The organism is bacterium, assembly GCA_021372515.1.
Taxonomy (GTDB): Bacteria; Gemmatimonadota; Glassbacteria; order GWA2-58-10; family GWA2-58-10; genus JAJFUG01.
The window spans coordinates 1-26,164 of the sequence record JAJFUG010000099.1 but is presented as its reverse complement, the minus strand read 5'-3'; the positions used below and the strand labels follow the sequence as shown (position 1 = coordinate 26,164).

General features: G+C 64.3%; 20 protein-coding genes. 12 read left to right on the top strand and 8 right to left on the bottom strand.

Annotated features, from left to right (window positions below; translation table 11 throughout):
- The 5 genes from LLH00_09740 to LLH00_09720 all read left to right on the top strand — a co-directional run.
- Positions 1-2,038: Ig-like domain-containing protein (locus LLH00_09740; protein ID MCE5271550.1), on the top strand; the 2,038-nt coding region annotated here is incomplete at its 5' end.
- A 93-nt stretch (positions 2,039-2,131) separates the two neighbouring features.
- A complete protein-coding gene (locus LLH00_09735) occupies positions 2,132-3,031 on the top strand; it encodes a hypothetical protein (GenBank protein MCE5271549.1) in 900 nt (299 codons plus the stop codon).
- 56 nt (positions 3,032-3,087) lie between these two features.
- Complete coding sequence (locus LLH00_09730; protein ID MCE5271548.1) at positions 3,088-3,525, top strand: hypothetical protein; 438 nt, start codon at positions 3,088-3,090, stop codon at positions 3,523-3,525.
- A gap of 32 nt (positions 3,526-3,557) precedes the next feature.
- The gene (locus tag LLH00_09725) at positions 3,558-4,004 is read left to right on the top strand and encodes a DUF488 domain-containing protein (protein MCE5271547.1); all 447 of its coding nucleotides are present in this window, start codon (positions 3,558-3,560) and stop codon (positions 4,002-4,004) included.
- 300 nt (positions 4,005-4,304) lie between these two features.
- Positions 4,305-4,949 (top strand): MarC family protein, encoded by a 645-nt coding sequence (locus LLH00_09720; protein ID MCE5271546.1) that lies wholly within the window; start codon positions 4,305-4,307, stop codon positions 4,947-4,949.
- A 380-nt stretch (positions 4,950-5,329) separates the two neighbouring features.
- On the opposite strand, the gene LLH00_09715 is transcribed toward LLH00_09720, so the two are convergent.
- The 4 genes from LLH00_09715 to LLH00_09700 form a co-directional block, all read right to left on the bottom strand.
- Complete coding sequence (locus LLH00_09715; GenBank protein ID MCE5271545.1) at positions 5,330-5,635, bottom strand: hypothetical protein; 306 nt, start codon at positions 5,633-5,635, stop codon at positions 5,330-5,332.
- A gap of 101 nt (positions 5,636-5,736) precedes the next feature.
- Entirely contained in the window at positions 5,737-6,318 is a 582-nt protein-coding gene (locus LLH00_09710) for a hypothetical protein (protein ID MCE5271544.1), read from the bottom strand.
- Between the two features lie 163 nt (positions 6,319-6,481).
- Positions 6,482-7,720, bottom strand: coding sequence for a hypothetical protein (locus LLH00_09705; protein MCE5271543.1), 1,239 nt, complete (start codon positions 7,718-7,720; stop codon positions 6,482-6,484).
- 47 nt (positions 7,721-7,767) lie between these two features.
- Positions 7,768-8,733, bottom strand: a complete 966-nt coding sequence (locus LLH00_09700; GenBank protein ID MCE5271542.1) for a hypothetical protein — start codon at positions 8,731-8,733, stop codon at positions 7,768-7,770.
- Between the two features lie 405 nt (positions 8,734-9,138).
- Here LLH00_09700 and LLH00_09695 point away from each other — a divergent pair, with 405 nt between their 5' ends.
- The 7 genes from LLH00_09695 (at position 9,139) to LLH00_09665 (ending at position 19,821) form a co-directional block, all read left to right on the top strand.
- Positions 9,139-12,798, top strand: coding sequence for a hypothetical protein (locus LLH00_09695; protein ID MCE5271541.1), 3,660 nt, complete (start codon positions 9,139-9,141; stop codon positions 12,796-12,798).
- Between the two features lie 130 nt (positions 12,799-12,928).
- A complete protein-coding gene (locus tag LLH00_09690; protein ID MCE5271540.1) occupies positions 12,929-13,600 on the top strand; it encodes a hypothetical protein in 672 nt (223 codons plus the stop codon).
- A gap of 127 nt (positions 13,601-13,727) precedes the next feature.
- On the top strand, positions 13,728-15,233 hold the full coding sequence (locus tag LLH00_09685) for a sodium-dependent transporter (GenBank protein MCE5271539.1): 1,506 nt from the start codon (positions 13,728-13,730) through the stop codon (positions 15,231-15,233).
- A gap of 13 nt (positions 15,234-15,246) precedes the next feature.
- The gene (locus LLH00_09680) at positions 15,247-15,843 is read left to right on the top strand and encodes a hypothetical protein (GenBank protein ID MCE5271538.1); all 597 of its coding nucleotides are present in this window, start codon (positions 15,247-15,249) and stop codon (positions 15,841-15,843) included.
- Between the two features lie 43 nt (positions 15,844-15,886).
- On the top strand, positions 15,887-16,951 hold the full coding sequence (locus tag LLH00_09675; protein ID MCE5271537.1) for a hypothetical protein: 1,065 nt from the start codon (positions 15,887-15,889) through the stop codon (positions 16,949-16,951).
- A 357-nt stretch (positions 16,952-17,308) separates the two neighbouring features.
- On the top strand, positions 17,309-18,676 hold the full coding sequence (locus LLH00_09670; protein MCE5271536.1) for an FAD-dependent oxidoreductase: 1,368 nt from the start codon (positions 17,309-17,311) through the stop codon (positions 18,674-18,676).
- Complete coding sequence (locus tag LLH00_09665; protein ID MCE5271535.1) at positions 18,673-19,821, top strand: 4Fe-4S binding protein; 1,149 nt, start codon at positions 18,673-18,675, stop codon at positions 19,819-19,821. Before LLH00_09670 ends, LLH00_09665 begins: the two co-directional genes overlap by 4 nt.
- 209 nt (positions 19,822-20,030) lie before the next feature.
- Here LLH00_09665 and LLH00_09660 read toward each other — a convergent pair whose 3' ends face one another.
- From LLH00_09660 to LLH00_09645, 4 genes are all read right to left on the bottom strand, one after another.
- Complete coding sequence (locus tag LLH00_09660; GenBank protein ID MCE5271534.1) at positions 20,031-21,572, bottom strand: leucyl aminopeptidase; 1,542 nt, start codon at positions 21,570-21,572, stop codon at positions 20,031-20,033.
- A gap of 114 nt (positions 21,573-21,686) precedes the next feature.
- Positions 21,687-22,199 (bottom strand): hypothetical protein, encoded by a 513-nt coding sequence (locus LLH00_09655; protein MCE5271533.1) that lies wholly within the window; start codon positions 22,197-22,199, stop codon positions 21,687-21,689.
- A 195-nt stretch (positions 22,200-22,394) separates the two neighbouring features.
- Entirely contained in the window at positions 22,395-24,620 is a 2,226-nt protein-coding gene (locus LLH00_09650; protein MCE5271532.1) for a VWA domain-containing protein, read from the bottom strand.
- A 31-nt stretch (positions 24,621-24,651) separates the two neighbouring features.
- Positions 24,652-25,974, bottom strand: coding sequence for a bifunctional folylpolyglutamate synthase/dihydrofolate synthase (locus tag LLH00_09645; GenBank protein ID MCE5271531.1), 1,323 nt, complete (start codon positions 25,972-25,974; stop codon positions 24,652-24,654).
- Between the last annotated feature and the right edge of the window lie 190 nt (positions 25,975-26,164).

The following is a 26,164-nucleotide window of genomic DNA, read 5'->3' as shown; positions in this document are numbered from 1 at the left end:
CCAGGCCAATACCCTGTATTTCACCCCGGAACGCTTATTATCCTCGAACGGCAGCGATGACGGCCGCTGGACGGCGGCAGTGCATGTGGGTACTCTCACCGCCTTCGTGGCCGCCCTGGACACCTCTGTCTCCTTCGTACTGGACAACACTCCGCCCGACACGCTGGCTATCAGTTTCGCCCCGGACACGAGCGAGATATACATCGACCTGGTGGACCGTCCGGCCGTGGCCGGACGGGCGGTGGCCGGGATCGACACCAAGCTCAGCACCGCCTCGCTGACCGGGCCGGGCACGCATCCCTATACGTTAAGGAACGACGGGGTGGGACGTCTGACCCTGCGTTTCGACCAGGGCAAGCCGCAAACCAGCGGAATTTTCACCCTTTCGGTGACTGCGGTGGACCGGGCGGCGAACAATGTCACCCGCACCCGGAGTTTCGTGGTCGGCGGCTCGGACCTTAGGCCTGGGGCGGCGATAGCCGAGGGACCGTTCAACCGCTCGCTCAACACCGCGGCGGTCACCCAGCCGCTCACGGTGAGCCTGGCCCTGACCGACAACAGCGGGGCCGGGATCGACTGGAGCGCCACCACGGCCCATCTGCTCGGGCCCGACTCGACCGCGGTGGCGGGCACGCTGAACCACCAGAACAATATCCTGGCGTTCCAGGCCGGGCGGTCGCTCTCCTCGGCCGGGGCGGATGACGGGCGCTGGCGCCTGGCCGTGCACGTGGCCGACCTGATGAGCGCCACCGCCGACCTGGACACGGTCTTCACGTTCCTGCTGGACAACCTGCCCCCGGATACGGCGGACATCCTGTTCGCCCCGGACACGAGCGCGATCCATATCGACCTCGTGGACCGTCCGGCCGTGGTCGACCGGGAGTGCTCGGGATTGAACATCGCCGGGGCCACCGCTACGGTGACCGGGCCGGACGGCGCGGTGGCGGCCACGCTCAACCAGGATGGAGTGGGGCGCCTGAGCCTGCATTTCGACGAGGGCAAGCCCACTGCCGCAGGCAGTTACACGCTCACGGTCACGGCCGCCGACCGGGCGGGCAACCAGGCCGTGCTGACCCGCGCTTTCAGCCTGAATGTAAGCGGCTACGTGGAGGTGTCCCCGCCCGACAGCTCGCTGGTGCACGGTCCCTGGGTGCGGGTCTGGGCCCTGGTGCGCGGGGCGAAGGCGACTTTCACCCCAGGAGGGGGGGCCTCGTTGCGGGTCAATTACCGCGGGGTGCCGCTGGCCGGCACGCAGTCCGTGGCCGGCGACACACTGCGCTTCCAGTTCGCGGACACGCTGGCTGAGGACGGCAGTGCGGACGGCCGCTACGACATGCTGGCCGACCTGGCTGTGGCCGAGCTGGCCGGACGGACAGTGAGCCGCACCATATTCACCGTGGACAACCGCGCCCCGGATACCGCCGGGGTGCAGATCACCGTGGCCGCGGACGGTGTGCGCTCGACCGCGGCATTCACCGATTGGGGCCTCTACCCGGATGTCTCCGGGATCGACCGCGGCGAGACCAAGGTGGTGATCGAGGACCCGGACGGCCATGAGATAAGGCCGCGCAGCCAGAGCTGGCTGAGCTCGGGCGAGCTGGAGGCCGATTTCGACGCCCTGAGCCGGGCCGGCCTGCACCGTCTGCGCCTGACCGTGACCGACCTGGCCGGCTGGAGCACGGTGCGGCGCAAAACTTTAGTCAACACCTTCGGGTTGTCGGCCGGGCAGCCGGTGGCCTACGTGGAGGAGGTGCCGGCCCGCACCAGCGCGCATATCACTTTCGTGAGCGGTCAGGCCGGAGCGCGGATCAGCCGGGCCGTGCTGCGCATATTCAACCTTCGCGGCGACCTGGTGCGCCGGGTGGACGTGAGCGACCGGATCGACGGCAGCGGCAGCTCGGTCAACGCCGAATGGCTGCTGCAGAACGACCGTGGCGACCTGGTGATGAACGGCGTGTTCATCTATGCCTGGGAGATCAGCTACGACAACGGGCGGCATGAGGAGATGCGCAAGACTCTGGCCGTGGCCCGTCGTTGATATCTTGCCGCAAAATGACGCTTTGTGGATTTTTCGAAGTTTTTGTTGAAACCTTATCGAGCCTGTGGTAGAATGAGCCGAAGTGTTAAAAATATGGGCCGTCTGACAGCCCTGGTGCTGGGCCTGATCCTCGTGGCCGCGGCCGGAGCGCGGGCTGCCTCCTCGCCCGTGACCAGCGGGGCGTTCAGCTCGTTCCCGGTCTCGGTGCGCGGGGTGGGCATGGGCGGGGCCTACTCGGCCCTGGCCTCGGGCGTGGGTGCGAGCTACCATAACCCGGCGTGGCTGGCTTTCGCCGAGACCCGCTCGGTGGGGTTCAGTTTTGCGGATGTCGGCTCGATGGGCCTTGTGCGCAACGTGTACCTGGACTACCACCAGCCGGATGCCGGCTACGGAGCGAGCGGCCTGTACTGGAACTGGCGCGGCACCAGCGTGGAGGGCCCGTTCGGCCAGGACGAGATGAGCTACGCCGAGAACACGCTGGCCTACGCCTGGGGCAAGCGGGTGACCGATTACCTGGCCGTGGGCGCGGCGGTGCGCGGCTGCTTCATCAGCACGGACATCCCGGACACCGGGGGCAAGGGCGCGGGCCTGGACCTGGCGGTATATATCGTACCCGATCCGTTCAGCTCGGTGGCCCTGGTGGTGCGTAATGCGTTCAGCCGTATCTCGTGGGATACCGGGCTGGCCGATGACCTGCCGCGCGAGATCGAGCTGGGCGGAAGCTACCTGATTATCGAGGGGTTCGTGGTGGCGGGTGAGCTGCGGTTCGAGAACGCCCGCTACACCGCGTTCTCGATGGGCGGCGAGTACGAGGTGGTGCCGGGGCTGTTTATGGCCCGGGCCGGGATGACCCGGCGTTTAGACCGCACCTCGCCCAGCTTCGGGCTGGGGTTCAACCACGAGCGGCTGCGCGTGGACTACGCCGCGGAGATCGATTCCGGGCGCTCGGGACTGGGCACGACCCACCGGGCCGGGATGTCGTACACATTCTGATTGGGGGCGTTGGGACGCCGGAGCGTCCGGCGCCCGCCCTTAACGGAGGCTGGAGCATGAAAGCGAAGAAGGTTAATCCCGCCGAGGCCGGCAGGAAAAAAGCCGGTGCGGGCGGACTGGGACGGGCCCTCTGGCTGGCTGCGGGGACGTTCCTGTCGGTGCTGGGCGTGCTGGGCGTGGCCCTGGGAATCAGCATGCTGGAGCGTCTGACCGGGGCGCTGGTGCTGGGAGCCGGGGCGGTGGTGCTGCTGCTGGGGTTCATGTTCGAGCGGCTGGCGGTGTTCACCACCCTGCTGCGCCACGTGCAGTACCTGACCCAGGCCTCGGAGTACACGGCCCGCCTTCTGCGCGAGATCACCGAGGTGATGCGCGCTATCCAGCAGGCCGAGCTGGATGAGCGCAAGAACAAGCAGCACAACCCCGGCCGCAAGGGCGATTTCCCGGACGCCGAGGAGCTGGAGTTCGAAAAGGCGGTCCGTCAGTTCGAGGAGTGAGCCGTCCCGGCTGATGTCGAGTGGAGATGCCGATGCCCGGCGAACCCTGCCTGTACACGATCGGTTTCGAGGGCCGGGAGGCGCCGGAGCTCTTCGCCGCGCTGGCAGAGCATAAAGTCACCCTTCTGCTGGATATCCGCCAGAACCCGAACAGCCGCAAACCGGGTTACTCGAAGAAAGCCCTCACCGCCAGTTGCGCCGGGCATGGCCTGGGCTACGAGCACATGGTAAGTCTAAGCGCGCCCAAGGCCCTGCGGGTGGAGGTTCAGTGCACCAGAGACTACGGTCTTCTGCGCTGTGGCTACACTGAATGCCTCGCTGAACGCGGGGAGGCGCTGCAGGCGCTCCAGGAGAAAATTGCTTCGGAGACAGTCTGCCTGCTGTGCTACGAGAGGGACCCGGCGGCCTGCCACCGCTCGATCCTGGCCGGGGTTCTCAACGACAGGCTGGGCGGGAAGTTGAAGATAGTGGACCTGTAAGGTGACGACTCACAAGGCATTCTCCGGCCGTTCCCGAGGTGTTCGGGGCGGCTGTTTTTGTAAGTGTTGAAATTGTTGATTTTATCTTGTATGTTTGTGGGAAGTGCTTTGCGGGCGGGATATATCCCGCCCCTACGACAGTGCCATAATTTATTGATAATGACTTGAGTCTTGCGTTTCCCTCCCCCTTTTTCAAAGGGGGATCGAGGGGGATTTCGTACACAAAAGATCGGGCACGGCATGCCGTGCCTCTACGGGTAAAACAGAAACCCTGAGGCTTCATCAATACAGGCGGGCCGTATGTATTTCGAGCCGGCGATATTTTTCCAGGCGGTGCTCTCTCTGTTCGCCATAGTCGACCCGCTGGGCGGGTTGCCGGTGTTCCTGAGCCTGACCCAGGGGGCGACCGCCCCCGAGCGTCAGCGGGTGTTCCGGATCGCGGTGGCCACCTCGTTCATCCTGATCGTGGGTTTCGCCCTGGTCGGCCTGTACGCCATGGAGCGGGTGTTCCATATCACTATGAGCGAGTTCACGTTCGCCGGGGGGCTGCTGCTGGTGGTGACCGGGGTGCACGACATGCTGCGCACGGACAGCCCGGAGCCGGCCTTGCGCGAGGAGGTGAGCGCGCGCGACCGCGAGCGGGTCCACCGTCTGCGCGCCCTGGCGGTCTCTCCGATCGCCTGCCCGCTGCTGGCCGGGCCCGGCACTATCGTGACCGTGATCCTGTTCCAGGGCCAGTACGGGCATCTGTTCGCGCTTTCGGTCTGCGTGGTGGTGTTCGGCCTGACCCTCTTGATCCTGACTTTCGCCGGCTTCCTCAGCCGTCTGATGGGGCGGGTGGGCACACTGGCCGTGGCCCGGGTGATGCAGATCTTCATCATCGCCATCGGGGTGCATTTCATGTTCAGCGGGTTCAAGGGAGCGTTCCCCGGGCTGTTCGCCTGAACCCGGCCGCATTTCTTTTTCTTTGATTCAAATCCTTCTTCAGGGAAATTTGCGGTTCCTGAAAGCAGTTTTCTGCTTTCGTTTCGGCGAAAGCAGCAAAGCCAGCGGGGGCCGCGAACTCGTCCCTGCCGCGTCTCTCCTTCTGGCTCAAATGTCCAAGGAGCGATGATTCCGCTCCGGCGGTGCAGCGGCGGCGCTGCCGCGAATCGCCGCCACACCGCGGAGGATTTTCAATCCCGCCCGTTTTACGCGCATCGGCACGCTGCCCATGGTGCAGGCTCAAACATGCGCGGCCCCCAAAAACAAAACAGCGGCCTGGCGGCCGCTTGAGGTTGTAGGTCCTCGCGTTTATCCATTCTCGAACCAAAGTTCCGTTCGGGCTAATCCTTCTCCAGCGTAGCTTTCAATTCGAGCAGCACCTGGGCGTTATCGGGATGCTCGCTGTCGTAGCGCACGGCCACGCATAGAGTTCCAGACTGGCAGCGCCCGGCCCAGGCCGGGGCGTGCGGGCATCGCTCCAGGGAGCGATGCAGGTCATCCACCGCGCCCAGCTCCAGGGTGCGGCAGCCGGATTCCCCGCGGCAGAGGACCGCGTAAACCCCGGGCTCGGGCAGGACATAGCGCAGGCCGCCGGGGGAGTAGTCCCAGGGGCCCTCGAACCAGAACCGTCCCACGCGCGTGCGCACGAGTCCTCCCGATTCGAAGCGGTCAATGAAAAAGGGGCACGCTGCAGCTCTGTGCCCCTTCGGTCTTAATCTCTGTTTTCCGCAGTCCCCGGAGCCGAATCTTATTTGGCTGCGGTCTTCTCGCGCAGTGCTTTCTGCAGCTCGACAAAGGCCTGCTGGAAAGCACTCTCGGCCGACTGCTGGATCACTTTTCTGGCGCTGTCGAGCTGCCGGAACTGCTGGTCCGGGCCATCCGCATGCCCGGTGAACCCCTGGTCGAGGACGATCTTGCCCGAGTGGACGACCTTGCACCAGATCTGCAGGTCGGCCCCCAGGTTCTCGGTGATGCGGAAATGGTCGGTGCGCAGGTCGATCCGCCAGGGCAGACTGGTGGTTTCACTCGGCCCGAGCATCAGCACCTGTGAGAAAAAGAGCTGGAACGATTCCTGGGTGCAGCGGATGAGCGACGGCCCCAGCTCGACATCGAAACTTCCCAGGCCGGAGATGGTCTGGCTGTAGACCTGTTTCTGCTGCAGTGACGGGATGTAGACCGCGGCCTGGTCGGCCAGGCTGGTCGGAGCGACCGCCAGGTTGACCGTGGGGTTGAGGCTGACCCGTCCGACCGAGGAACAGCCGCCGGCCAGCAGGAGCAGGGTGGATGAGACAGTGGCTGCCAGAAAAAGACTGCGGACCATTCTCGTCATGGAGGCCTCCGTTCGGACCGGACGAATTTTGGACTGGTGAGAATGGGTAACCGGGATGGTTTCCTGGCGGAAGTCTAACACATGGCTGTCCGCCGCGCAAGAAAAAGGGGCCGCCCGGAAGACTGCCCGGCGGCCCCTGTGCTTTTCAGAGTGGGGGTACGGCTCAGATGTCGTAGTCCATCAGCAGGAGCAGGGCCTCGATGTAGTAGTAGTCGCCCCAGACCGTGGAGGTGGAGCCGGCATCGGCGTAATCGCGGTTGAACACGCCGCCGCCCAGCACGCCCGAACCTTTCCTGAAATACTTGGTGCTGAGGGTTTCGATTATCTTCTCGCCGGCTTTCTGGTAGCGCGCCCGGTCATCCTTGTTGGGGCTGAGGCGGGCCAGCTTGAGCATGCCGGCAGCGGCCACCGCGGCGGCGGAAGCGTCTTTCATCCCGGCGTCATTACCCGTGGCGTCGAAATCCCAGGGCGGGATGCCGTCCTCGGCGCAGTGCTCCAGGAAATAGTTGGCCGCGCGCTGGGCCGTGTCGAGGAACATGGTCTTGCCCTGGTGACGGTAGATCGAGGTGAAGCCGTAGATCGCCCAGGCCTGGCCCAGGGACCAGCAGCTGCTGGCGCTGATCCCGCGCGGCGAATAACGCGGGTCGGCCAGCTCGGGGGTGCGCTCGCCCCAGGTGTTGCCGGTGCGGGGGTTGAAATCGGCCATGTTCAGCACCCGGCCGTCCGGACCGACCAGGCGGCTGAGGGTGAAGAAGGCGTGGTTGTTGGCCGCGATCTCGTACTCGGTGGTTCCGGTGGCCTCTTTGACCCAGTAGAGCAGCTCCAGGTCCATGATGCTCTCGATGGACAGGCGCCGCCCGAGCACGGTGTCGCCCGCCGCGCCGAAGGCAGGGAAGAACCCGGCCGGGTTGAACCGTCCCATCAGCACGCGGGCGGCCTCGATCGCCTCGTCACGGTAGGAACGGTTGCCGGTGAGCTGATAGCCCACGACATAGGTCGGGTAGTAGACCTGTCCCAGGCCGAAAGTGTGGAAATTGTCCCGCAGCCCGTTCAACCCGGGCAGCCACTGGCGCGCCAGGTCCTTGTAATGCGGGTCGGGGGAAACCTGGGACAGCAGCCAGAGCATGCCGGGGTAGTAACCCTTGGCCCAGTCTCCCATGTCGCTCTCCAACCACTGCCCCTCCCGTCCGTACACCGGAAATCCGCCGTTGAGCATCCCGAAGGCTTTGTCAGCCTGCGACCCGGCGTACAGCACCACGTCCATGTAGCGGACCCCGGTGGCTTTCTCCATCGGAGTTGCCTTGTTGAACAGGCTGCAACCGCTGAGCAGCAGAGACCCGGCCAGAGAAAACACGAGGAGGATCTGGACCGGGATCCGGAGAGGAGATAGACGTTTGTCCACGTTTTGCCCCTTTGGATAATTTATTGGCATCGGCCACGGCTACGGGATCAGAGAGTGAAACTTACCTGGAATGTGGCGCCTCGTCCAGGTTTGCTGTGTATGGCGATTTTTCCTCCATGCGCTTTGATCTGCTCGAGGGCCAGGGTCAGGCCGAGGCCACGGTGTGACTGGTCGGCCAGGCTGAACGCGCTGACACGGGGCAGGTAGATCAGTTCGAAAATAGGGTTATCGTGATCGCTCGTGGCGGAGCGAACCTTTTCGATGGTGTCGGCGGTGGCGGCCTCGGTCATCAGTGCGCTGCGCATGACTTCGAGGCGGTCGATGCCCGGTCCGTTGTCGGCCACGGTCACCATGAGCTGCCTGAACCGCTCGTGGTATTTCGTGTAGAGGCTGACCGTACCCCGGGAGCCGGCGGCGGTGACGGCATTGGCTGTCAACTGGTAGAGCGCCAGATAGAGTCCCTCGGCCTGACCGGACATGTGGGGGACTTCCTCGTCCAGTTTCTCGACAAACACGGTGTGAACCGCGCGCTCATCTCCCGGCGGCATAAACTCGGCCCGGAACGGGCAGACCGCCAGGGCGATGTCCTGCATAAGATTGTTTACATTGAAAAGGCCGCTTTCGTTCCGATTCGTCACATTTTTCTGAAAATGCAGCAGCGAACGGTGTATGTGATCGAACAGGGACAGGGCGACTTTAAGCTGGCTGCGGTAACCGGGCAGGCACAGGATGGCCACCAGACGGTCGGCGCTCTGGCCCAGGTTGAGCGACAGGCGGCTGAGCGCCGCCCCCAGCCGCTTGGGGCGGCTGTCGCCCATCTCGATGATCAACCGGCTGATGCTCTGGAGCCGCTCGAGCACCTCGCGCTCGTAGAGGCCGCTCACCTCGCGCTGCAGCTCGCGGCTGGGGCCGAGGCATTTGCCCTTGACTTTGGCGCGCAAGGTCAACACCCGGTCGACGGCCTCGGAAGCCTGTTGCGAGATGGTGCCGAATGAGGTAAGGTAATCGGTCATGGCTCGAGGTCGCCTTCTGCACCGCAGGCTGCATGGAGCGATGTGCCGGGTGGGCGCCGAACGACCGGATTCAGCGGCCGGCAGACCCTGATCGCCGGGGGGAGAGAAGCGCTGCCCGGAAAACCGCAGGCTGCGTCATCCGCCTCGCGGCCGACCGCCGCCCGCAAAGGCCGCGGCGCCAGGATTGCGAATCCGGCGACAGGCTTTTAGAATAATGGTAAAGATATCTTATCGGCTACAGGCGCGCAAGCAGAATAAAAGTCAGTCCGGGAAGGGATTACGGAACTCATTACCGGATGAAACCTTGTAGCCTCTGGCGTGTATTGATGTTTACGCCCGCGGGCGTGTGCCGATTTATTCCTTATGTTCCGAGTGAAAAAGATCCGGCCCTGGAGATGCCCCCGAATGTCCCAGATGCCAGTCAATGCCAGCCGACTCAACCGTGCCCCGCGCTCCGGCAGACTGTTCCGCACGGTGCTGTTCCTTGCGCTGATATCCCTGCTCCCGGCCTCCAGCAGCCGGGCCCAGTTCGGCAAGAACAAGGTCCAGTACAAGGATTTCCAGTGGCAGGTGCTCTCCACCGAGCACTACGATATCTACTACTACAAGAAAGAACGCCGGATGGTGCTGGACGCGGCGCGCCTGGCCGAGCGGGCCTACACCCGCTACAGCCGCATGCTCAATTTCAACCTGCACCGGCGGGTGCCGCTGATCCTCTACGCCAGCCACAACGATTTCCAGCAAACCAACGTGCTGCCCGAGGACGTTAACGAGGGGCTGGCCGGGGTGAACGAGTTTGTCAAGCGCCGGGTGCTGCTGCCGTTCACCGGCTCGTGGAAGGATTTCGAGCACACGCTGACCCACGAGTTGGCCCACGCGTTCCAGATCGATATCCTCTGGAACGACGCCACGCCGCTGGCCAACCCGTTCTCCTACTCGCCGCCGCTGTGGTTCATCGAGGGCATGGTCGAGGAACTGAGCCTGGATAAGATGACGCCGGATACCGAGATGTGGCTGCGCGACGCCGCACTGAGCGGCTACCTGATGACCCTGGACGAGTTGGACTACATGGCCGACCTGCGCTCCTACCGTTTCGGGCACTCGGTCTGGTATTTCATCTCGCAACGCTACGGCAACAAGAAGATCGGCGAGATACTGCAGAAAACCCCGGTGTTCGGCAACGCGGGCCGGGCGTTCAAGAGCTCGATCGGAGCCGACCTGAAAACCCTGAGCCAGCAGTGGAACGAGGACATCCGCAAGACCTATCTGCCGCAGATAGTCAACTACAAGAAACCCGAGGATTTCTCGCGCCGCCTGACCAAGCACAGCGAGGACGGCGGCAGCTACAACGTGGCCCCGGCGCTCAATTCCACGGGCGAAAAGCTGGCCTACATCTCGAACAAGGACGGCTATATCGATATCTGGGAGGCCAGCGCGATCGACGGCCGCGAGCCGAAAAAGCTGGTCGAGGGCCAGCGCAACCCGGATTTCGAGAACTTCCGTTTCCTCTACACCAGCCTGAACTGGAGCCGGGATGACCGCTACCTGACTTTCGTGGCCAAGAGCGGCCCCGAGGAAGCGATCTACGTGCTGGCCACGTTCAACAAGCGGATCGTGCACCAGTTCAAGTTCGGGCTGGATGGCATCCTGAGCCCGAGCTTCTCGCCCGACGGCAAGAGGATCGTGTTCTGCGGGATCGATGGGGGGCGCTCGAACCTCTACACCGTGGAGGTGGAGAGCGGCAAGCTGGAGCAGTTGACCGACGACCGCTACACCCAGCGCGACCCGGTCTATTCCCCGGACGGCAAGAAAATTGCATTCGTCACCGAGTACGGTCCCGGCACCGACCTGGACCGCCTGATTTTCTCCGACTACCGGATCGGCGTTCTCGACCTGGCCAGCGGCAAGTACGACATCCTGCCCAACAGCTACATGGACAACATCTCGCCCCAGTGGTCGCCGGACGGGAGCAAGATCGCCTACGTGACCGACCGCACGGGCATCCCGAACATTTTCTACCACGATTTCACCGACGGGAAGGAATACCAGGTCACCGATATCCTGACCGGCGTGGCCGGGCCGACCGAGACCAGCCCCTGCCTCACCTGGAGCGCGTCCAGCGGCCGGATGGCCTACAGCGCTTTCTACCAGGCCGGCTGGGACATTTTCGTGCTGAACAGCCCGGAGGGCATGGGCAAGGCCTGGATCCCGGACACGAGCCGCACTTTCGCCTACGAGACGATCCACCTGAACGCCACCCGGGCGCGTATCGCCGAGCTGAAAACCGAACTCGAGCGCGACCAGGCCGCGCGGGACAGTCTGTCGCCACACCCGCCATCCCCGAAAGCCAACGATTCCACCCTGGCCGCTCCGGGCCGTCTTAACGGGGTTAACGGCCACCCGGCGGCGACGCAGGCCGGTAAGATGGAGACCGCGGTCGCCCGGCCGGTGGTTTCCAGGCCCCCGATGCCGGACATGATCGATGTCCACCCGCCGCAGGTGGAGGATTCCGCGGTGCTGGACAGCCTGGCCCGTCAGGGCGCGACCTCGGAGTGGCGGCACGAGTTCCTGATCGGGCTGCGCGACAGCCTGTCCATGCTGGACAGCCTGGCGCGGGTGGACAGCCTGGCCCGGGCGCTCCGTCAGGCGCGCGTCAAGGCCATTTCGGCGCTGGACACGCTGTCGCTTTTCGATCTGGTGCGGCGGGCCGACTCGCTGAACGCCGGCCTCCCCGGCCTGGACAGCGCCCTGGCGCATCTTGACAGCACGGTGGCCTCCTCGGTCACCGGCGCCGGCGGCGCCCAGCCGCTCGACTCGCTCGACCTTAGCCTTCTGCGGGCCGACTCCCTGGCGCGCGAGAAGCAGATGCCGCCGATCAGTTTTGATTTCGACGTGCCCAAGGACAAGATACCGCTGCCCGACACCTCGACTTTCAAGAACAGGAGATACAAGGCTAAGTTCACCACCGACTACGTGACCGGCTACGGCTCGTACATGGGCAACGTGGGCGCCACCGGTGGGGTGATGGTCTCGATCAGCGACGTGCTGTCGAACCACAACCTGATGATCGGGGCCAACCTGTACGGCAAGATCCAGGACAGCGACCTCCTGTTCCAGTACACCTACCTGAAGCCGCGGACAAATATCGGGTTCTATGTCACCCAGTTCCGGGACGTGTACTACCTGTCGACCATATCCTCGTACGGCGGGGACTATTTCGCCAACATCTGGCGTGGGGTCGGGCTGGTGTTCAGCCGCCCGTTCGACCGTTTCCGCCGCCTGGAGTGGGCGCTCAACGCCTACACGATCAGCTCGAAGACTTTCGGGGTGGATTTCTACCTCGACCCGTTCAGCTACTACGGCTATGGGACCAAGGAGCGCGACCTGACCAAGTTCGGGACGAGCTATTTCGCGGGGCCGGAGGTGGCGCTGGTCTACGACAACACGGCTTTCGGCTACACCGGGCCGGTGGACGGCGGGCGCTACCGTCTGGGCATGCGCCAGTTCTTCGGTGAAATCAGTTTTACCGAGGTGCTGGCCGACTGGCGCAAGTACATGCTGTTCTGGCAGCGAGTGACTATCGCCAGCCGGGTGATCGCCGGCACGCGGCGGGGCAGCGACCCGCAGACTTTCTACATCGGCGGTCCGTACACGTTCCGCGGGGCGGGTTACGGTGACATGCGCGGCAACAATCTACTGCTGGGTAATTTCGAGCTGCGTTTTCCGCTGATCGAGCACCTGGTGCTGGGCTGGCCGCTGCCGATCTATCTGCGCGGGATCGGAGGGGTGCTTTTCTTCGACGTGGGCAGCGCGTGGTACAACACCGAAGCGTTCCAGCCGTTCACCACGACCAACACCAAGCTGTTCAAGCTGAAGAACGCCCAGGCGGCCTACGGTTTCGGCACGCGGATGAACCTGGGGTATTTCATCATCAAGTTCGATTTCGCCAAGGCACTGGACCATTACGAGAGCGCCTACTACTACTACAAGAACCAGATTTACAAGAGCGACGAGCTGATCAAGGGCCGTCACCGGAATTATTTCTCGATCGGCTCCGATTTCTGAGCCTTGCGCCGCGCCGTGCCGAAAATCAGGCCAGAAATTGCTTGCGTCAGGCGCGCTGCAAAATTAGTTTGGGAAAAATTGCATAAACGGGTTCCAGACCGGATGAATGATAACCTGTTGGAGGTGCGAGATGCGTTCTATGGCGGCATTGTTTCTCGGTATGGCTCTGGTGGCGGCGCCTGCGGTCCAGTTGACCGCGCAGGACAAGGCCGGGCTTCTGAAGGAAGAGCAGGACTCGAACAAGGACGGCAAGCCCGACACCTGGACCTACTCGAACAACGCCGGCAAGATCGAGCTGATCGAGGCGGACACCAACGGCGACGGGAAGATCGACAAGACCCGCTATTTCACCAAAGAGGGCATCGCGGTCAAAACCGAGACGGATACGGATTTCGACGGCACGATCGATGAATTCACTTATTTCAACGAGAAGGGTGAAAAAGTCCGGGTCGAGAAGGACACCAAGAAGAACGGCAAGATAGACCAGTGGCAGTATTACAATCCCGCCACAGGCAAGCTGGAAAAGGTGGAGCTTTCCACCAAGGGGGCAGACAAGCCCGACCAGGTGGTGTTCTATACGGCTGACGGTGCCAAGGAGCGGATGGAAGTCGACACCAACGGCGACGGTATCACGGACCAGTGGGTCGAGTACTATCCCAACGGCAAGAAGAAAGAGATCGCCTACGACAACAAGGGCAAGGACGGCAAGCCGGACGTGTGGCAGAAGTACAACGAGGACGGCAGCAAGGGTCAGGCCGGATTCGACACCGACGGCGACAACAAGCCCGATGTCTGGCAGTAAGACCAGGGCCTTCAGGCCCGGCCAATGAAGCGGCCGGGCGGGATGAACCGGTTCGAAACCGGCTCCGCAGTATCCGGGGGGCCGGTTTCTTTTTGCCTGAAACCCTCTTGCCGACCCGAGCCTTCCCATGACAGAGCCTTTCAGCAGTCAGGACACGCGCAAGGGCCGCGCGGCCGAGCTTTTCTCCAGCCGCTGGGGCATGCTGATGACCGCCCTGGGGATCGCCGTGGGCACGGGCAATATCTGGCGTTTCCCGCGCGTGGCCGCGGCTAACGGCGGAGGGGTGTTCATCCTGGCCTGGACGCTGTTCCTGTTCCTCTGGTCGATCCCGCTGCTGGTGACCGAGAGCGCCCTGGGACGGGCCTCGCGCCGGGGCTCGCTGGGCTCGTTCATGTTCCTGCGCGGTGAGCGTGGGGCCTGGATGGGTGGGTTTGTGGCCCTGATCACCGGCGGGATCATGTTCTACTACTCGGTGGTCACGGGCTGGTGCCTGCGCTACCTGGTGGGTGCGCTGAGCGGCGCGGTGAACGGCGCCACCGGGCCGGAGTTCTGGCATGCATTCGCCGGGAGCTGGCAGGCGCTGGCCTACCACGCCGCGGCGGCGGTGCTGGCCGCCCTGGTTGTGGGCGCGGGGGTGCGGCTGGGGATCGAGGGCTCGGCCAAGGTGATGATCCCGGTGCTGGCGCTGATCCTGATCTACGCCGCGGTGCGCGCGCTCTGCCTTCCCGGGGCCATGGCGGGCGTGAAATACCTGTTCCAGTTCAACGCCGCGGACCTGTTCAGCCCACGGGTCTACCTGGAGGCGCTCTCCCAGAGCGCCTGGAGCACAGGGGCGGGCTGGGGCCTTCTGCTGACCTACTCGGTCTACAGCCGTCCGAAAGAAAAGATTGTCCAGAACGGCCTGATCATGGGCCTGGGCGACAACACGGCCAGCTTACTTGCCGCCCTGGCCGTGATCCCCACGGTATTCGCCCTTCTGCCCGCCGAGCAGGCCGCGGCGGTGGTCAAGCTGCCGGGCGAGAACAGCACGGGCCTGACTTTCATCTCGATCCCGCGCCTTCTTGGGGCCGGGCCGGGTGGCCGGGTGATGCTGCCGCTGTTTTTTCTCGCATTGTTTTTCGCGGCCATGTCCAGCTTTATCTCCATGCTTGAAATGTGGGTCAAGAACCTGATCGACCTGGGGCTGCGGCGCGGGAAAGCTGTTGTGATCGTGACCGTGCTCACCCTGCTGGGCGGGGCGCCCAGCGCGCTGTCGGGAAAGTTTTTCGACAACCAGGACTGGGTCTGGGGCCTGGGGTTGCTGGTGAGCGGCCTTCTGTTCAGCCTGGGGGTGAGCCGCTACGGGACGGGTCGGTTCGTGGGCGAGGTGGTGAACCGTGAGGACACGCCGGACATGAAACCCGGCCGCGGGTTCGCTTTCACCCTGCGCTGGCTGATCCCGCTCCAGTTCGCGGTGTTGTTGCTGTGGTGGTTCTGGCTCTCCGTGGGATGGGACCGGGCCAACTGGTGGAACCCGCTGGGCGTGGCCACAATCGGCAGTTGCCTGGCCCAGTGGGGCCTGGCCGTGGTGCTGCTGCTGGCATGCGGCCCCTGGCTGGCCCGCCGGGTAAGGGAAAACGACCAAAGTTATTAAAGAGGAATTTTCAATGAAAGAAAAGGATAAAGAAATTATCAAAGGAAGCACGCTTGTTGCGGTTGATGTAATTGTTTCTTCTGTGCCATTTCTTGGTACCGCATGGGGTCTGGCGAAGGTTTTAATCGGTTCAGGAATGCAATTGCGCCACCAGAGAGCTTTGGAATGGGTTGAGATGATTCGGGACAATCCAGCAGTGTTTTCAGAACAAATTTTACAGGATCAACAATTCCAGGATGGATTTGTTTTTGCTCTGGAAAAGTATATAAGAGAAAGGAATGCAGGGAAAAGGGAAAGGATGAAACAAGTATTCTCTGGATTTTGTAAGGCTGAGAATAAAAACGATTTTCAGCTTGAAAAGTTTTTTCAGGTGCTTGCATTGCTAAACGAAAAAGACATATCAGTTCTCGCCAAAGTAGATTTGAATAGCGATGATTTTTGTCAGATTGCAAGTGGAACTGGCGATGAAAATGAATCTGTCTACAGTCTTATGAGTGCCAATATATTTGCGATGGATACCAATGCAAGGTGGGGGCCAACCAAAGAGCCATTTGTGAGAATTACAGAGTTTGGGAAGGAATTTATCCGAGCTTTAACTCAAATAGAGTGAAATTCGAGCACGGCATGCCGTGCCCCTACAGAAAACCAGTTTAATGGGACTTTCAATGTTCACTCCGGACTACACGCACTTGGTCGAGGCGGCCCGCAATCGCCGCCCGGCGCGCCTTCCCCTGTACGAGCACATTATCAACCCGCCGGTGATGGAGCGTATCCTGGGCCTCTCGTTCGCCGGGGAGCTTGAGGGCGACAGCTCCGGCCAGGAGCACTTTTTCGACTGCTACTGCCGTTTTTTCCGCGAGATGACCTACGACACGGTCTCGTTCGAGGCCGGGATCGCCGAGATACTGCCGGGCCACGGCGCGATCTACGGCGGCAGGCCCGGGCCGATCCAGTGCCGGGCCGATTTCGAGCGCTACCCCTGGGCCGAGCTGCCGGAGCTGTTCTGGAAAGCCTACGACAGCCAGTTCCGCGCTCTGGGCAAAGCCCTGCCGGAGGGGATGCTGGCCGTGGGAGGGGCGGGCTACGGCGTGTACGAGCTGAGCGAGGACCTGGTGGGGTTCGAGCAGCTGAGCTACCTCCAGGTGGATGACCCCGAGACTTTCGCCGCGCTGTACCGGGCTATCGGCGATACGATGCTCGCGATCTGGAGCGGGTTCCTCCGCCGCTGGGGCGACCTGTTCGCGGTCTGCCGCATCGGAGACGACCTGGGATTCAAGGGCGGGCTGCTCTCCAGCCCGGATGTCATTCGCCGGCACGTTATCCCGCAGTACAGGCGTCTGATCGGGGCGATACACGACGCGGGCAAGCCGATGCTCTGGCACTCCTGCGGCTGCATATTCGAGGTGATGGAGGACGTGATCGCCGCGGGGATCGACGCTAAGCACTCGAACGAGGACGTGATCGCGCCGTTCGACGAGTGGATCGGGCGCTACAGTAAGCGGATCGGGCTGTTCGGCGGGATCGACATGGACCTTCTGTGCCGCGAGAAGCCCGGGGAGATTACGCGACGGGCGGTGGAGGACGGGCGACGGTTCCGGGCCTCGGCGCGCGGCTGGGCCCTGGGCTCGGGCAACTCGATCCCGGAGTACGTGCCCACGGATGGCTACCTGGCCCTGGTGGAGGCGGCGCGTATCCTGAGGCAGGAGGAGGGGTTATAGCCGCTTACCTCCTTGGGAAAGAGGAGTGAGGCAGTAACGTCCGGTTAGGGAATTGCAGTGAGAAGCCGAAAGACTCTTTTCTGCTTTGGTTTCGGCCAAAGCAGCAAAGCCGCGGGGTCGGGGGGTACAGTCCGAGGACGATAGAAAAACTTTTTGTAGAGGCACGGCGCGCCGTGCCCTTTTTTTGTCGGTATTTCCGCGTCTTTCACGTTACAGCTTGACAGCGGCTTAAGGTCGCGTATCTTAATCCCATCCCTGCGGCGGACGCGCCCGACCTGCTCCAGCGTTGCGCCGGTTGCAGCATTCCATCGGACATAGAATAACCCATCCAGTCAAGTCATTCCAAGAGGCCCTGCCATGAAGCGCAGAAATTTCATCTCCACAGTCGCCGTCTCCTCCGGTGCGCTGCTCGGCGCGGCGCAGTGCAGCCCGCAGAAAGACAAGCAAACCGCTGCCGCGCCGGAACCTGCTGTCAAACCGGATACGCTGGCCGCGGGGTTAAAACTGCAAACCGGGGCGAGCATTCTGGAACCGGCGCGCCAGATACCGGTGATCGCCGAAACGGACGTGCTGGTGGCGGGCGGCGGACCCGCCGGGGTGGCGGCCGCAATCGCCGCCGGGCGCGCCGGGGCCAAGGTTATTCTGGTGGAGCGCTATAATCATTTGGGCGGCCTCTGGACCGGGGGGCTGGTGCTGCCACTGCTCTCCACCCACGGATTGGACAAGAAGGGTGGGTTCAAGCAGGTGATTTTCGGGATCGGCGGCGAGATCAACAGCCGTCTGCGTGAGCTGGGCATGTCGATCGAGGAGGTGAACCCCACGATCGACCCGGAGGCGGGCAAGTACGTGCTGGACGCCATGACACGCGAGGCCGGCGTGCGGGTGCTCTACCACTGCTGGGTCTCCAACGTGGTGTTGGAGAACGGATGGATCAAGGCGGTGATCCTGGAGACCAAGTCCGGGCGGGTGGCGGTTGCGCCCAAGCTGGTGGTGGACGGCACCGGGGACGGGGACGTGCTGAGCCTGGCCGGGGAGAGCTACGAGAACATGAAATACCATATCGGCCTGGTGCACCGTCTGGGCAACATTGACAAGATCGACAAATCGCGGCCGGGGTTCGAAGCGCAGGAGATCGGCCTGCCAACGCCGGTCGAGGGCGTGAACTGGTTCAACATGCACGGGGATGACGACCAGGATGCGCTCGACCTGAACGCCCTGGCCGGGCTGCAGCAGAAATACCGGATCCAGATCTGGGAGAACGTGCAGAAAATCCGCTCCAAGCCCGGCTACGAGAAAGTGTTCCTGCTGGACACGGCCGCGCAGCTTGGCGTGCGCATGTCGCGTATCCTGGACGCCGAGTACCGCCTGACCCTGGAAGACACGATGACCTACAAGAGCTTCGAGGACGTGATCGGGGTGAGCGGCGCCTGGACCAGCCTCATGTACAAGGGCAAGCGGGTTACCATGCGCGAGCGTCCCTGGTGGCAGATACCCTACCGCGCGCTTTTACCGAAGAAGACCGAGAACCTGATCGCCGCGGGGCGCTGTTTCTGTTTCGAGAAAGCCCTGGTCGAGGACACGCGCATTATCGGCACCTGCCTGGTGACCGGGCACGGGGCCGGGGCGGCCGCGGCCGTGGCGGCGCAAAGCGGGGTCTCCGCCCGCGCGGTGGATGTCAAGCAGGTGCAGGCGTTGCTCAGGCAGCAGAACGCCAACCTGGGATGAGGCTCCGCTCCCGACAGACCCGCCTGGTGCTGACCGGGGTGGCCGCGCTTGTATCCCTGCCGCTGGGGCTGGGACGTCTGAGCGGGCTGTACCTCTGGAGCAGCCCGCTGGTCCTGCTGGACGCTGTCATGGCGCGGCAGAGGCTTGGCTGGCTGCACCTGATTGCCGGGGCGGTGCTGCTGATCGCACTGTTCCGTCACCGCTGGTACTGCCGCTGGCTCTGCCCGGCCGGGGCGCTGTGTGACCTTGTATCCAAGGGCCGCCCGCCCGCGAGCCGCCTGGCCGGCCTGCCCCGGATCGGGGGGCTGATCCTGGCCGCGACGGTGGCAGCCGCAATACTGGGCGCGCCGCTGCTGAGCATTATCGACCCGGTCAACCTGTTCACCGCCTTTTTCGATGTTTTCCGCAGACAAACCTCCTGGCTGGTTTTTCTCAAGGCCTCCGGCCTGATACTCGTACTGGCGGCAAGTTGGGCCGTGCCTAATATCTGGTGCGGCAAGGTGTGCCCGCTGGGGAGCCTGCAAGACAGCCTTTCCCGGGTGCGACGGCTTTTCCGCAAAGAGAAAAGCGCAGCGCTGTCATTTTCCAGCGGGCGGCGGGTGCTGCTGGGGGCGCTGCTGGGCGTGGGGGTGAAACTGGGGCTGGGACGGGCCGCCGGAAAGAAAACACCCTCCCTCCTCCGTCCGCCGGGAGCGCTGGAGGAGGAAAAGCTCGAGGGGGTTTGTATCCGCTGCGGCAACTGCGGACGGGCCTGCCCCACGGGGATTGTCACTCCGGCTGTCGATACCGGGAATGTAGCGGGACTCCTGACTCCCGCGGTGGAATTCAACAGCGGCTATTGCCTGCCCGAGTGCGTGGCCTGCGGCAGTGTCTGCCCGACCGGGGCGATAAGGAAATTTTCGGTAGAGGATAAACAGCGACTGGTCATGGGTGTGGCGCGGATTGAGACCGGGCTTTGCCTTCTCACCCGTCACAAGGAATGCGACCAGTGCCTGCGCTACTGTGATTACAAAGCGCTGCGGATCGTACGGGACGCCGGCGGGCTGGACGCGCGGGTGGAGGTGATCGTGGACAAGTGTGTCGGCTGCGGGGCCTGTGTGGTGATCTGTCCGGCTGCGGCGGTGGAGGTGGAGCCGGTTTCGTGACCGAAGACGTGGAGAGGAAAAGACTAAGTTGCAGGGGTACGGCGCGCCGCGCCCTTTTTTTTCGTCGCTCCGGAATCACGGATGGCACGGATAAAAGCGGATATCACAGTGAATTATAAACAATACGGATTGGCGATAAAGCGGCTCGATTTACCTGTAGGGGCGGGTTTTAAACCCGCCCCTACGATCAAACCAAGCTCCGGTTGCAGTTACCCGCGGCAGAGGCTTTCGGCCAGGCGCACCAGCAGGCGCACACCGAAACCCGTGCCGCCCGGACCGGCGTAATCCCGCCGCTTGTCGGTCCAGGCCGGGCCGGCAATGTCCAGGTGTGTCCAGGGCGTGTCCTTGACGAACCTCTGCAGGAACAGCGCCGCGGTGATCGCTCCGCCGTAACGGGTGGCTCCGGTGTTGCGCACATCCGCGTACTCGCTCTTGATGTCATCGGCCAGGTCCTCATCCAGCGGCAGGGCGGTGCATTTCTCGCCGGTGGCGGCGGCGGCCGCGAGGACCGTGTCGCGCCAGGATTCCGGCTGGCCGAACACCCCGGCGGTCTGCACCCCCAGGGCGACCATGCAGGCCCCGGTGAGGGTGGCGAGGTCCACGATCCGGGTGGCGCCGCAGCGGGCCACGGCCCAGCCCAGGGCATCCGCCAGGGTCAGCCTGCCCTCGGCGTCCGTGTTGCCGATCTCGATATTCACCCCACCGAACGAGCGTACTATGTCATCCGGGCGGTAGCTCCGTCCCGAGGGCATATTCTCCACCGCCGAGATCAGGCCGCTGACCTTGAGAGGCAGGCGCAGACGGGCGATGACCGTGAGGGCGCAGATCACCGCCGCCGCGCCGGACATGTCGGCTTTCATCGAGAGCATAGAGTCGCCGGGCTTGAGGTTAAGCCCGCCGCTGTCGAAAGTCACCCCCTTGCCCACCAGGACCAGGTGCTCGGCGCTGTCTGCTGTCTCGGGTGGGGTCCAGCTCAACTGGATGAAACGCGGGCGGTTGTAGCTGCCGCGTCCCACGGCCAGGGAGGCCTGCATGCCCTCGCGCTCCATAGCCGCCTCATCCAGCACGCTGCAACTGAGGCCCGGGATACCCTCGACCAGGGCGGCGGAGCTTTCGGCCAAACGCTCGGGGGTCATCTCCTGGGGTATCTCGTTGATCAGGTCGCGGGCTGTGTGCACCGCCGTGGTGACCAGAAGGGCGCGCTCCACGGCGCTTTGAATCTCCGCGGCTTTGCCGGCTGCCTTGCCCTTGTCGTCTGTTACCAGCAACTCGACATTTTTCGGGCCGGCATAGGGCGGCTTATCGCCGTTTTCACTCTTGTACTTGCCGAAACGGTAGAGGGCCAGGTTCAGCCCCTCTACCAGGGCCGCGGCCTCGCGCGCTGGTTCGAACGCCTCGCCCGGGACGGCCTGGCAAACCATCAGGACCGAAGCCGCCCGGACCCGCCGCAACTGCTCCGCGGCCCGTCCGGCCATGCGCCGTCGCCGCTCGGCGCCAACCCGGGCGGCCTCGCCCAGGCCCAGCAGCACCACCCGCTGCACCGCAACCTTCCCCAGGGTGTTCAGGACCAGGGCCTGGCCGCTCTTGGCCTGGAAATCCTCCTGGGCCGCGGCGCGGGCCAGGGCGCCGTCCAGACTGCGGTCCAGGGCGGCGAACAGTTGATTCTCGGCCAAAGCCCCCTCGGCCAGCGGCAGGAGGAGGACCTCCCGCCCGGATTCAAGGTCGAGCTTGCGGCTCAGGGATATTTCCATTATCACGCTCCTCAACAAAGTCGGTTTCAAATAAAGCGCGCCCCCCGCGAACCAGTCAGACTCCGGGAGGCGCGCATGGTTACGCACCGGCATTTATGGGCGCGGCCGGACCGCTCAGGGGAAGCGGCTGATGATCTCGCGTTTCTTGCGGGCGACAGATTCAGACTGCTCTTTTTTACGCTCCGCCGATTCAAGGAAAGCGGCCTTCTCCTTGTCGTAGAAAATGTCGGCGGCGCTGTCCTGGTAGAACTTGGCGATGTCCTTGAAGATCTGGATGGAGGCGCCGAGGGCCTGGATCGGGTTGTAGAAGCCCTCGAGCAACTCGACTGTCCGGCTGGAGGTGAAAAACTTGTCCACCCGGGCGCCGTGCACGCCTTTGACATACTCATCCAGCGAGAGGCTCTGGATGCTTTCATCTGTCCCGGCCTCGCTCTCCAGGGGCTGTAGCAGGAGTTCGAAACGGGAGACATCCTCGTTCAGTTCAGCCTGCACGCCCTGCAGGAACGGGGTCAGGTGGCTGGTTTCACCGGCTTTCTGGATGAATTTTTCGAAGAAGGCGAGTGAGTCTTTTTCGATTTTTATCGCGAGCTTGATAAGTTTGATGTCCTGACTGCGGTTGTCGCTCATGGGGCAGATACCTCACCGTTAAAAGTCCTGAAAACCGACTTGCATATCGCTCGATCCGCCAGCATGCCGAAAAACAGCGCCGGAAGTCCCGGAGTTGAATGAGTGAAAAATATTTCTGACAAGGGACTTGGATTGAAAATATTTTTACCAGCGCCGGTTGTCAACTTTTTCCACCGCTCGCGGGTTGCGGCTTTTTCAGGCCAGGGAACGCCGTCGCCGCAGAATCCACTCGGCAGACAGAAGGGCGATCAGGACAAAGTAGAGCCAGCTCTCCCCGGCCAGGGAAAGGCTGTGGCGGACACGCCGCCGGGTGAGGTTGTCGCCGATGCGGCCGGAAAACGCGCGGCTGTCGGTCAAGCCTCCGCCGGTGGCGCGCGCCAATGCGGCCGGGAGCGTGGTGTCGGGCTGCACCACGGCCAGCTCGGGGGAATAGCTCTCCACTGCGAACAGGCCGCCGTAGTCGCGCGCCTCAGCGGCGGGATTCTCGGCAGTGACCCGCCAGCGGTAGACCCCGGGAGTGAGCGCTCCGAGCACGACCCGCCGGGCCTGACCGGGGTCGGGGGACGAAGAGATGAGAGACGGCAGGCTGTCCGGGACCTCGCCGGGGCCCTCCGGCTCGCGCACCAGACTCAGGCGCAGGGTCAGGCTGTCCGAGGCATCCGCGCCGGGCGCGCTGAACGCGACCGCCTCCCCCCACTGGAATACGTTTCGCTCCGGCCGCAGAGTGCCGCCCTCGCTACGCCGCCCGCTGATCAGCCAGCCGGCCAGGGTTTCCCAAAGACGCTCGTAGCGGGCGATGTCCTGGCCGGGGCTTTCCTGGCTCAGCATGTGCCAGCGCCAGAGCCCGGTCCCCAGGACCGTGGCCGAGCGGACCCCGTCGTGATCGCGCACCACAATCAGCGGAGCACCGTGCGGGTCGGCGGCCAGGCCCGAGGCCGCGCCGCTCAGCGCGGCCAGAGGCACGACGTCCGGGGCCAGCCCGGGGAGGCGCATCACGCTTTCCACCGGAGGCAGTTCCTCATCCCCGGCCTGGACTGCCAGGCCGAAACGGTTGTCCGGGAGAAGGCGGCAGGGAATGTCGCGGGCCGGCTGCGGAACGAGCGGCGCAGGAACGGAAGCAAAATGCAGGCAGGCGGCGAGTCCGGCGGGTAGAGCCGATGGATCGAGGCGCACACTGGGCCAGAGCACCGGGGCCAAGCTGCCGCGCGCGGCGCGGGCGGCCACACGCTCGAGGAAAGAGCGGTCCAGGCGCGCCAGGTCGCCGTGCAGGAGCACCAGCTCGATGTTTTCCAGTTCCTTGTCATCCGGCAGGCGCCCGGCCGAGAAACGGCCCTCCCGGTCCTGGCTGCGCACGGAGTGCAACTCGCCGCCCAGGAGCACCAGGGCCGAGACCGCCCAGTCCTGGTTGAGGCTGAGGGCGCGGTGCAGGAATGTGAAATCCCAGTCCGCGGCGTCGGTCACGAGCAGGAGCGGGTGACGGCCGCGGGCCACCTCGAGGATCAGCAGGCGCTCGTTGTTGCGCTCTGTCCACTCGCCGGGCAGCGGGCGCAGCACGGCGCGCAGGACATGCTCGCCCTCGGGCAGCGGCGGCAGCTTGACCTGTCCCCCGATGAACCGTCCGCTGAGGCTCCCTGCATCCAGCCGCAGCGAGGCCACCGGACTGCCGTCCACCTGGAAATCGACCACCGGGGCCGCGCCGGAGGGCAGGCTGTGGGCGCCCGGCGGAAGATTGACCGCCACGGAAAGCTCCAGCTCGACCGGCTCGTTGTCATAGGCCGGACGGCTCTGGCTCAGGGCGGCCAGGGCCAGGTCGGGCGCGGAGGGTGTCCGCCCGACAATAACGCTTTCCAGCGGGGGAAGGGCAGCGGCCAGGGCCGTGGGGTCCTCGCCGCTGTTCACCGCGCCATCACTGAGCACATAGATGCGGTCCCAGGCGGGGGCCCCTGGGGCGATGACCTGCCGCAGGGCCGCGGCCAGGTCGGTGCGGCCGGAGGGAGTGGACCCCAGGCTGTCCGTCCGGGTGAGTGGGGCCAGACGGTCGCCGAAGGTGTAAAGCGCGCTCAGGCTGTCGGAGTGCAGGCCGCCCAGGAGCGACAGGGCCAGCTCGACGCGGCTGGAGCTGTCCGGTCCTCCCGCGGCCGAGGCGGGCAGGCGCATGGAGGCCGAGTTGTCCAGGAGCACGGCCACCCGCTCGCGGCGCCGGGTTTCGACCGACCAGGTAAGCACGGGCTGGAAAATGAGCCAGGCCGCCACAGTGAACACAGCCAGCCGCAGGCAGATCAGGAGCGCGCGATAGGGCGCGCCCACCGGGGGCCAGGTGCGGCGGTAGCTCCAGAGGACAAGCGCGGCCAGGGCGGCAATCAGCAGCCAGAGCCAGAGACTGTGCCCGCTTTCCAGGCTTATGCCGAAACGGTCGGACAAAGGCGGCGACTCCAAGACAGAGAGTTGAGTTTCATTCGAGCCGCAGGCCGAGGGCGCGCATGGCCTCGCCCACGGTGCGGAACGACCCGGTGACCAGAACAGGCTCCGGGTGGTCCAGGGCGCTTTCCAGGGCGCGCGGTACGTCTTCAGCGACCTGGAAAGCAACGCCGATGCCGCGTCGCTCCAGCGCGCGTGCCATGGCCTGGGGCTCGGCGGCGCCGGAACGGTTATCCGAGCCGCCGAAATCGGGAACGGTCAGGACAAAGCGCGCGGCAAGCGGGGCCAGGGCGGCGAGGAACGAAGCATAATCCTTGTCCGCGGCCAGCCCGGCGACCACAATCGCCCGCCGGGCGCCGTAGACACGCCGCCAGACCGTGGCCAACTTGCGCGCCGCATCAGGGTTGTGGGCCACATCCAGCACCAGCTCGCCGCCATCCGGCAGGCTCACCCGCTGGAACCGTCCCGGCCAGACCAGTCCCGCCAGGGCCGCGGTTGCGGCCTCCGCGCGCGGGGCGACCCCCAGGCGTTCCAGCAGCATCTCGGCGGCGCGCAGGCCCAGGGCGAGGTTCCGCGCCTGATGCGCCCCGTAGAGCGGCACTACGACCCGCTCCAGGCTCAGACTTACCGAGCGGTAGTTGAACCGGGTGCCGCTCGGCCCGACACTCACCGCGCCCAGGCGGATTTCGCTTTCCAGGGGCAGGAACGGGCTGCCGGAGGCGCGGCAGGACTCCTCGATCACAGCGCGAGGCACGCGGGCGGTCACTCCGCAAAGCAGAGGCACGCCGGGCTTGGCGATCCCGGCTTTCTCCCCGGCGATCCGGGCCAGGCCGCGCCCGAGCCAGGCCTCATGCTCGCGGCCGATGGAGGTGATCACGCTGACCGCGGGAGTCAGCGCGTTGGTGGCGTCCCAGCGCCCGCCCAGGCCCACCTCCACCGCCGCCGCCACCACCTCCCGCCGGGCGAACCAGTCGAAAGCCAGGGCGGTCACGGTCTCGAAGAAAGTTATCCGCTCGCGCAGCACTCGCTCAAGATTCGCCTCGACCCAGTCGCGGACAAAGCTTTCGGGCACGGCCCCAAGGCTGTCGCGCACGCGCTCACGCAGGTCACACAGGTGCGGGCTGGTGTAAAGCCCGGCGTTGAGCCCGTGCGCGCGAAGCACGGCGTGTATCGCGGCGGCGCAGGCGCCCTTGCCGTTGGTGCCGGCCACGTGGGCGGCCGGGAAATTTTTCTCCGGGCGGCCCAGGGCCTCGAGCAGTGAGTTTATTTTTTCCAGCCCGAGCTTGATCCCGAAACGCTGGAGGCCGTAGAGCGCCTCGACTGCGGCGGGGTAGTCGGGGACAGAGTCAATTTTCAAAATGACGCCTCAAAAGACAACCCCTTTCAGAAGGGGGAATCGGTTCGCAGCCTGTCAGAGCCTGGCTCCACGAAGTTTGAGCGGAGCATGCTATTGGGATTAAATCCTCCCGCCCCCCCTTGTAAAAGTGGGGGACCAGCCGACAGGCTTGCAGCGCTGACCCCAACCGTGACACACCCCGCCCGCTGAC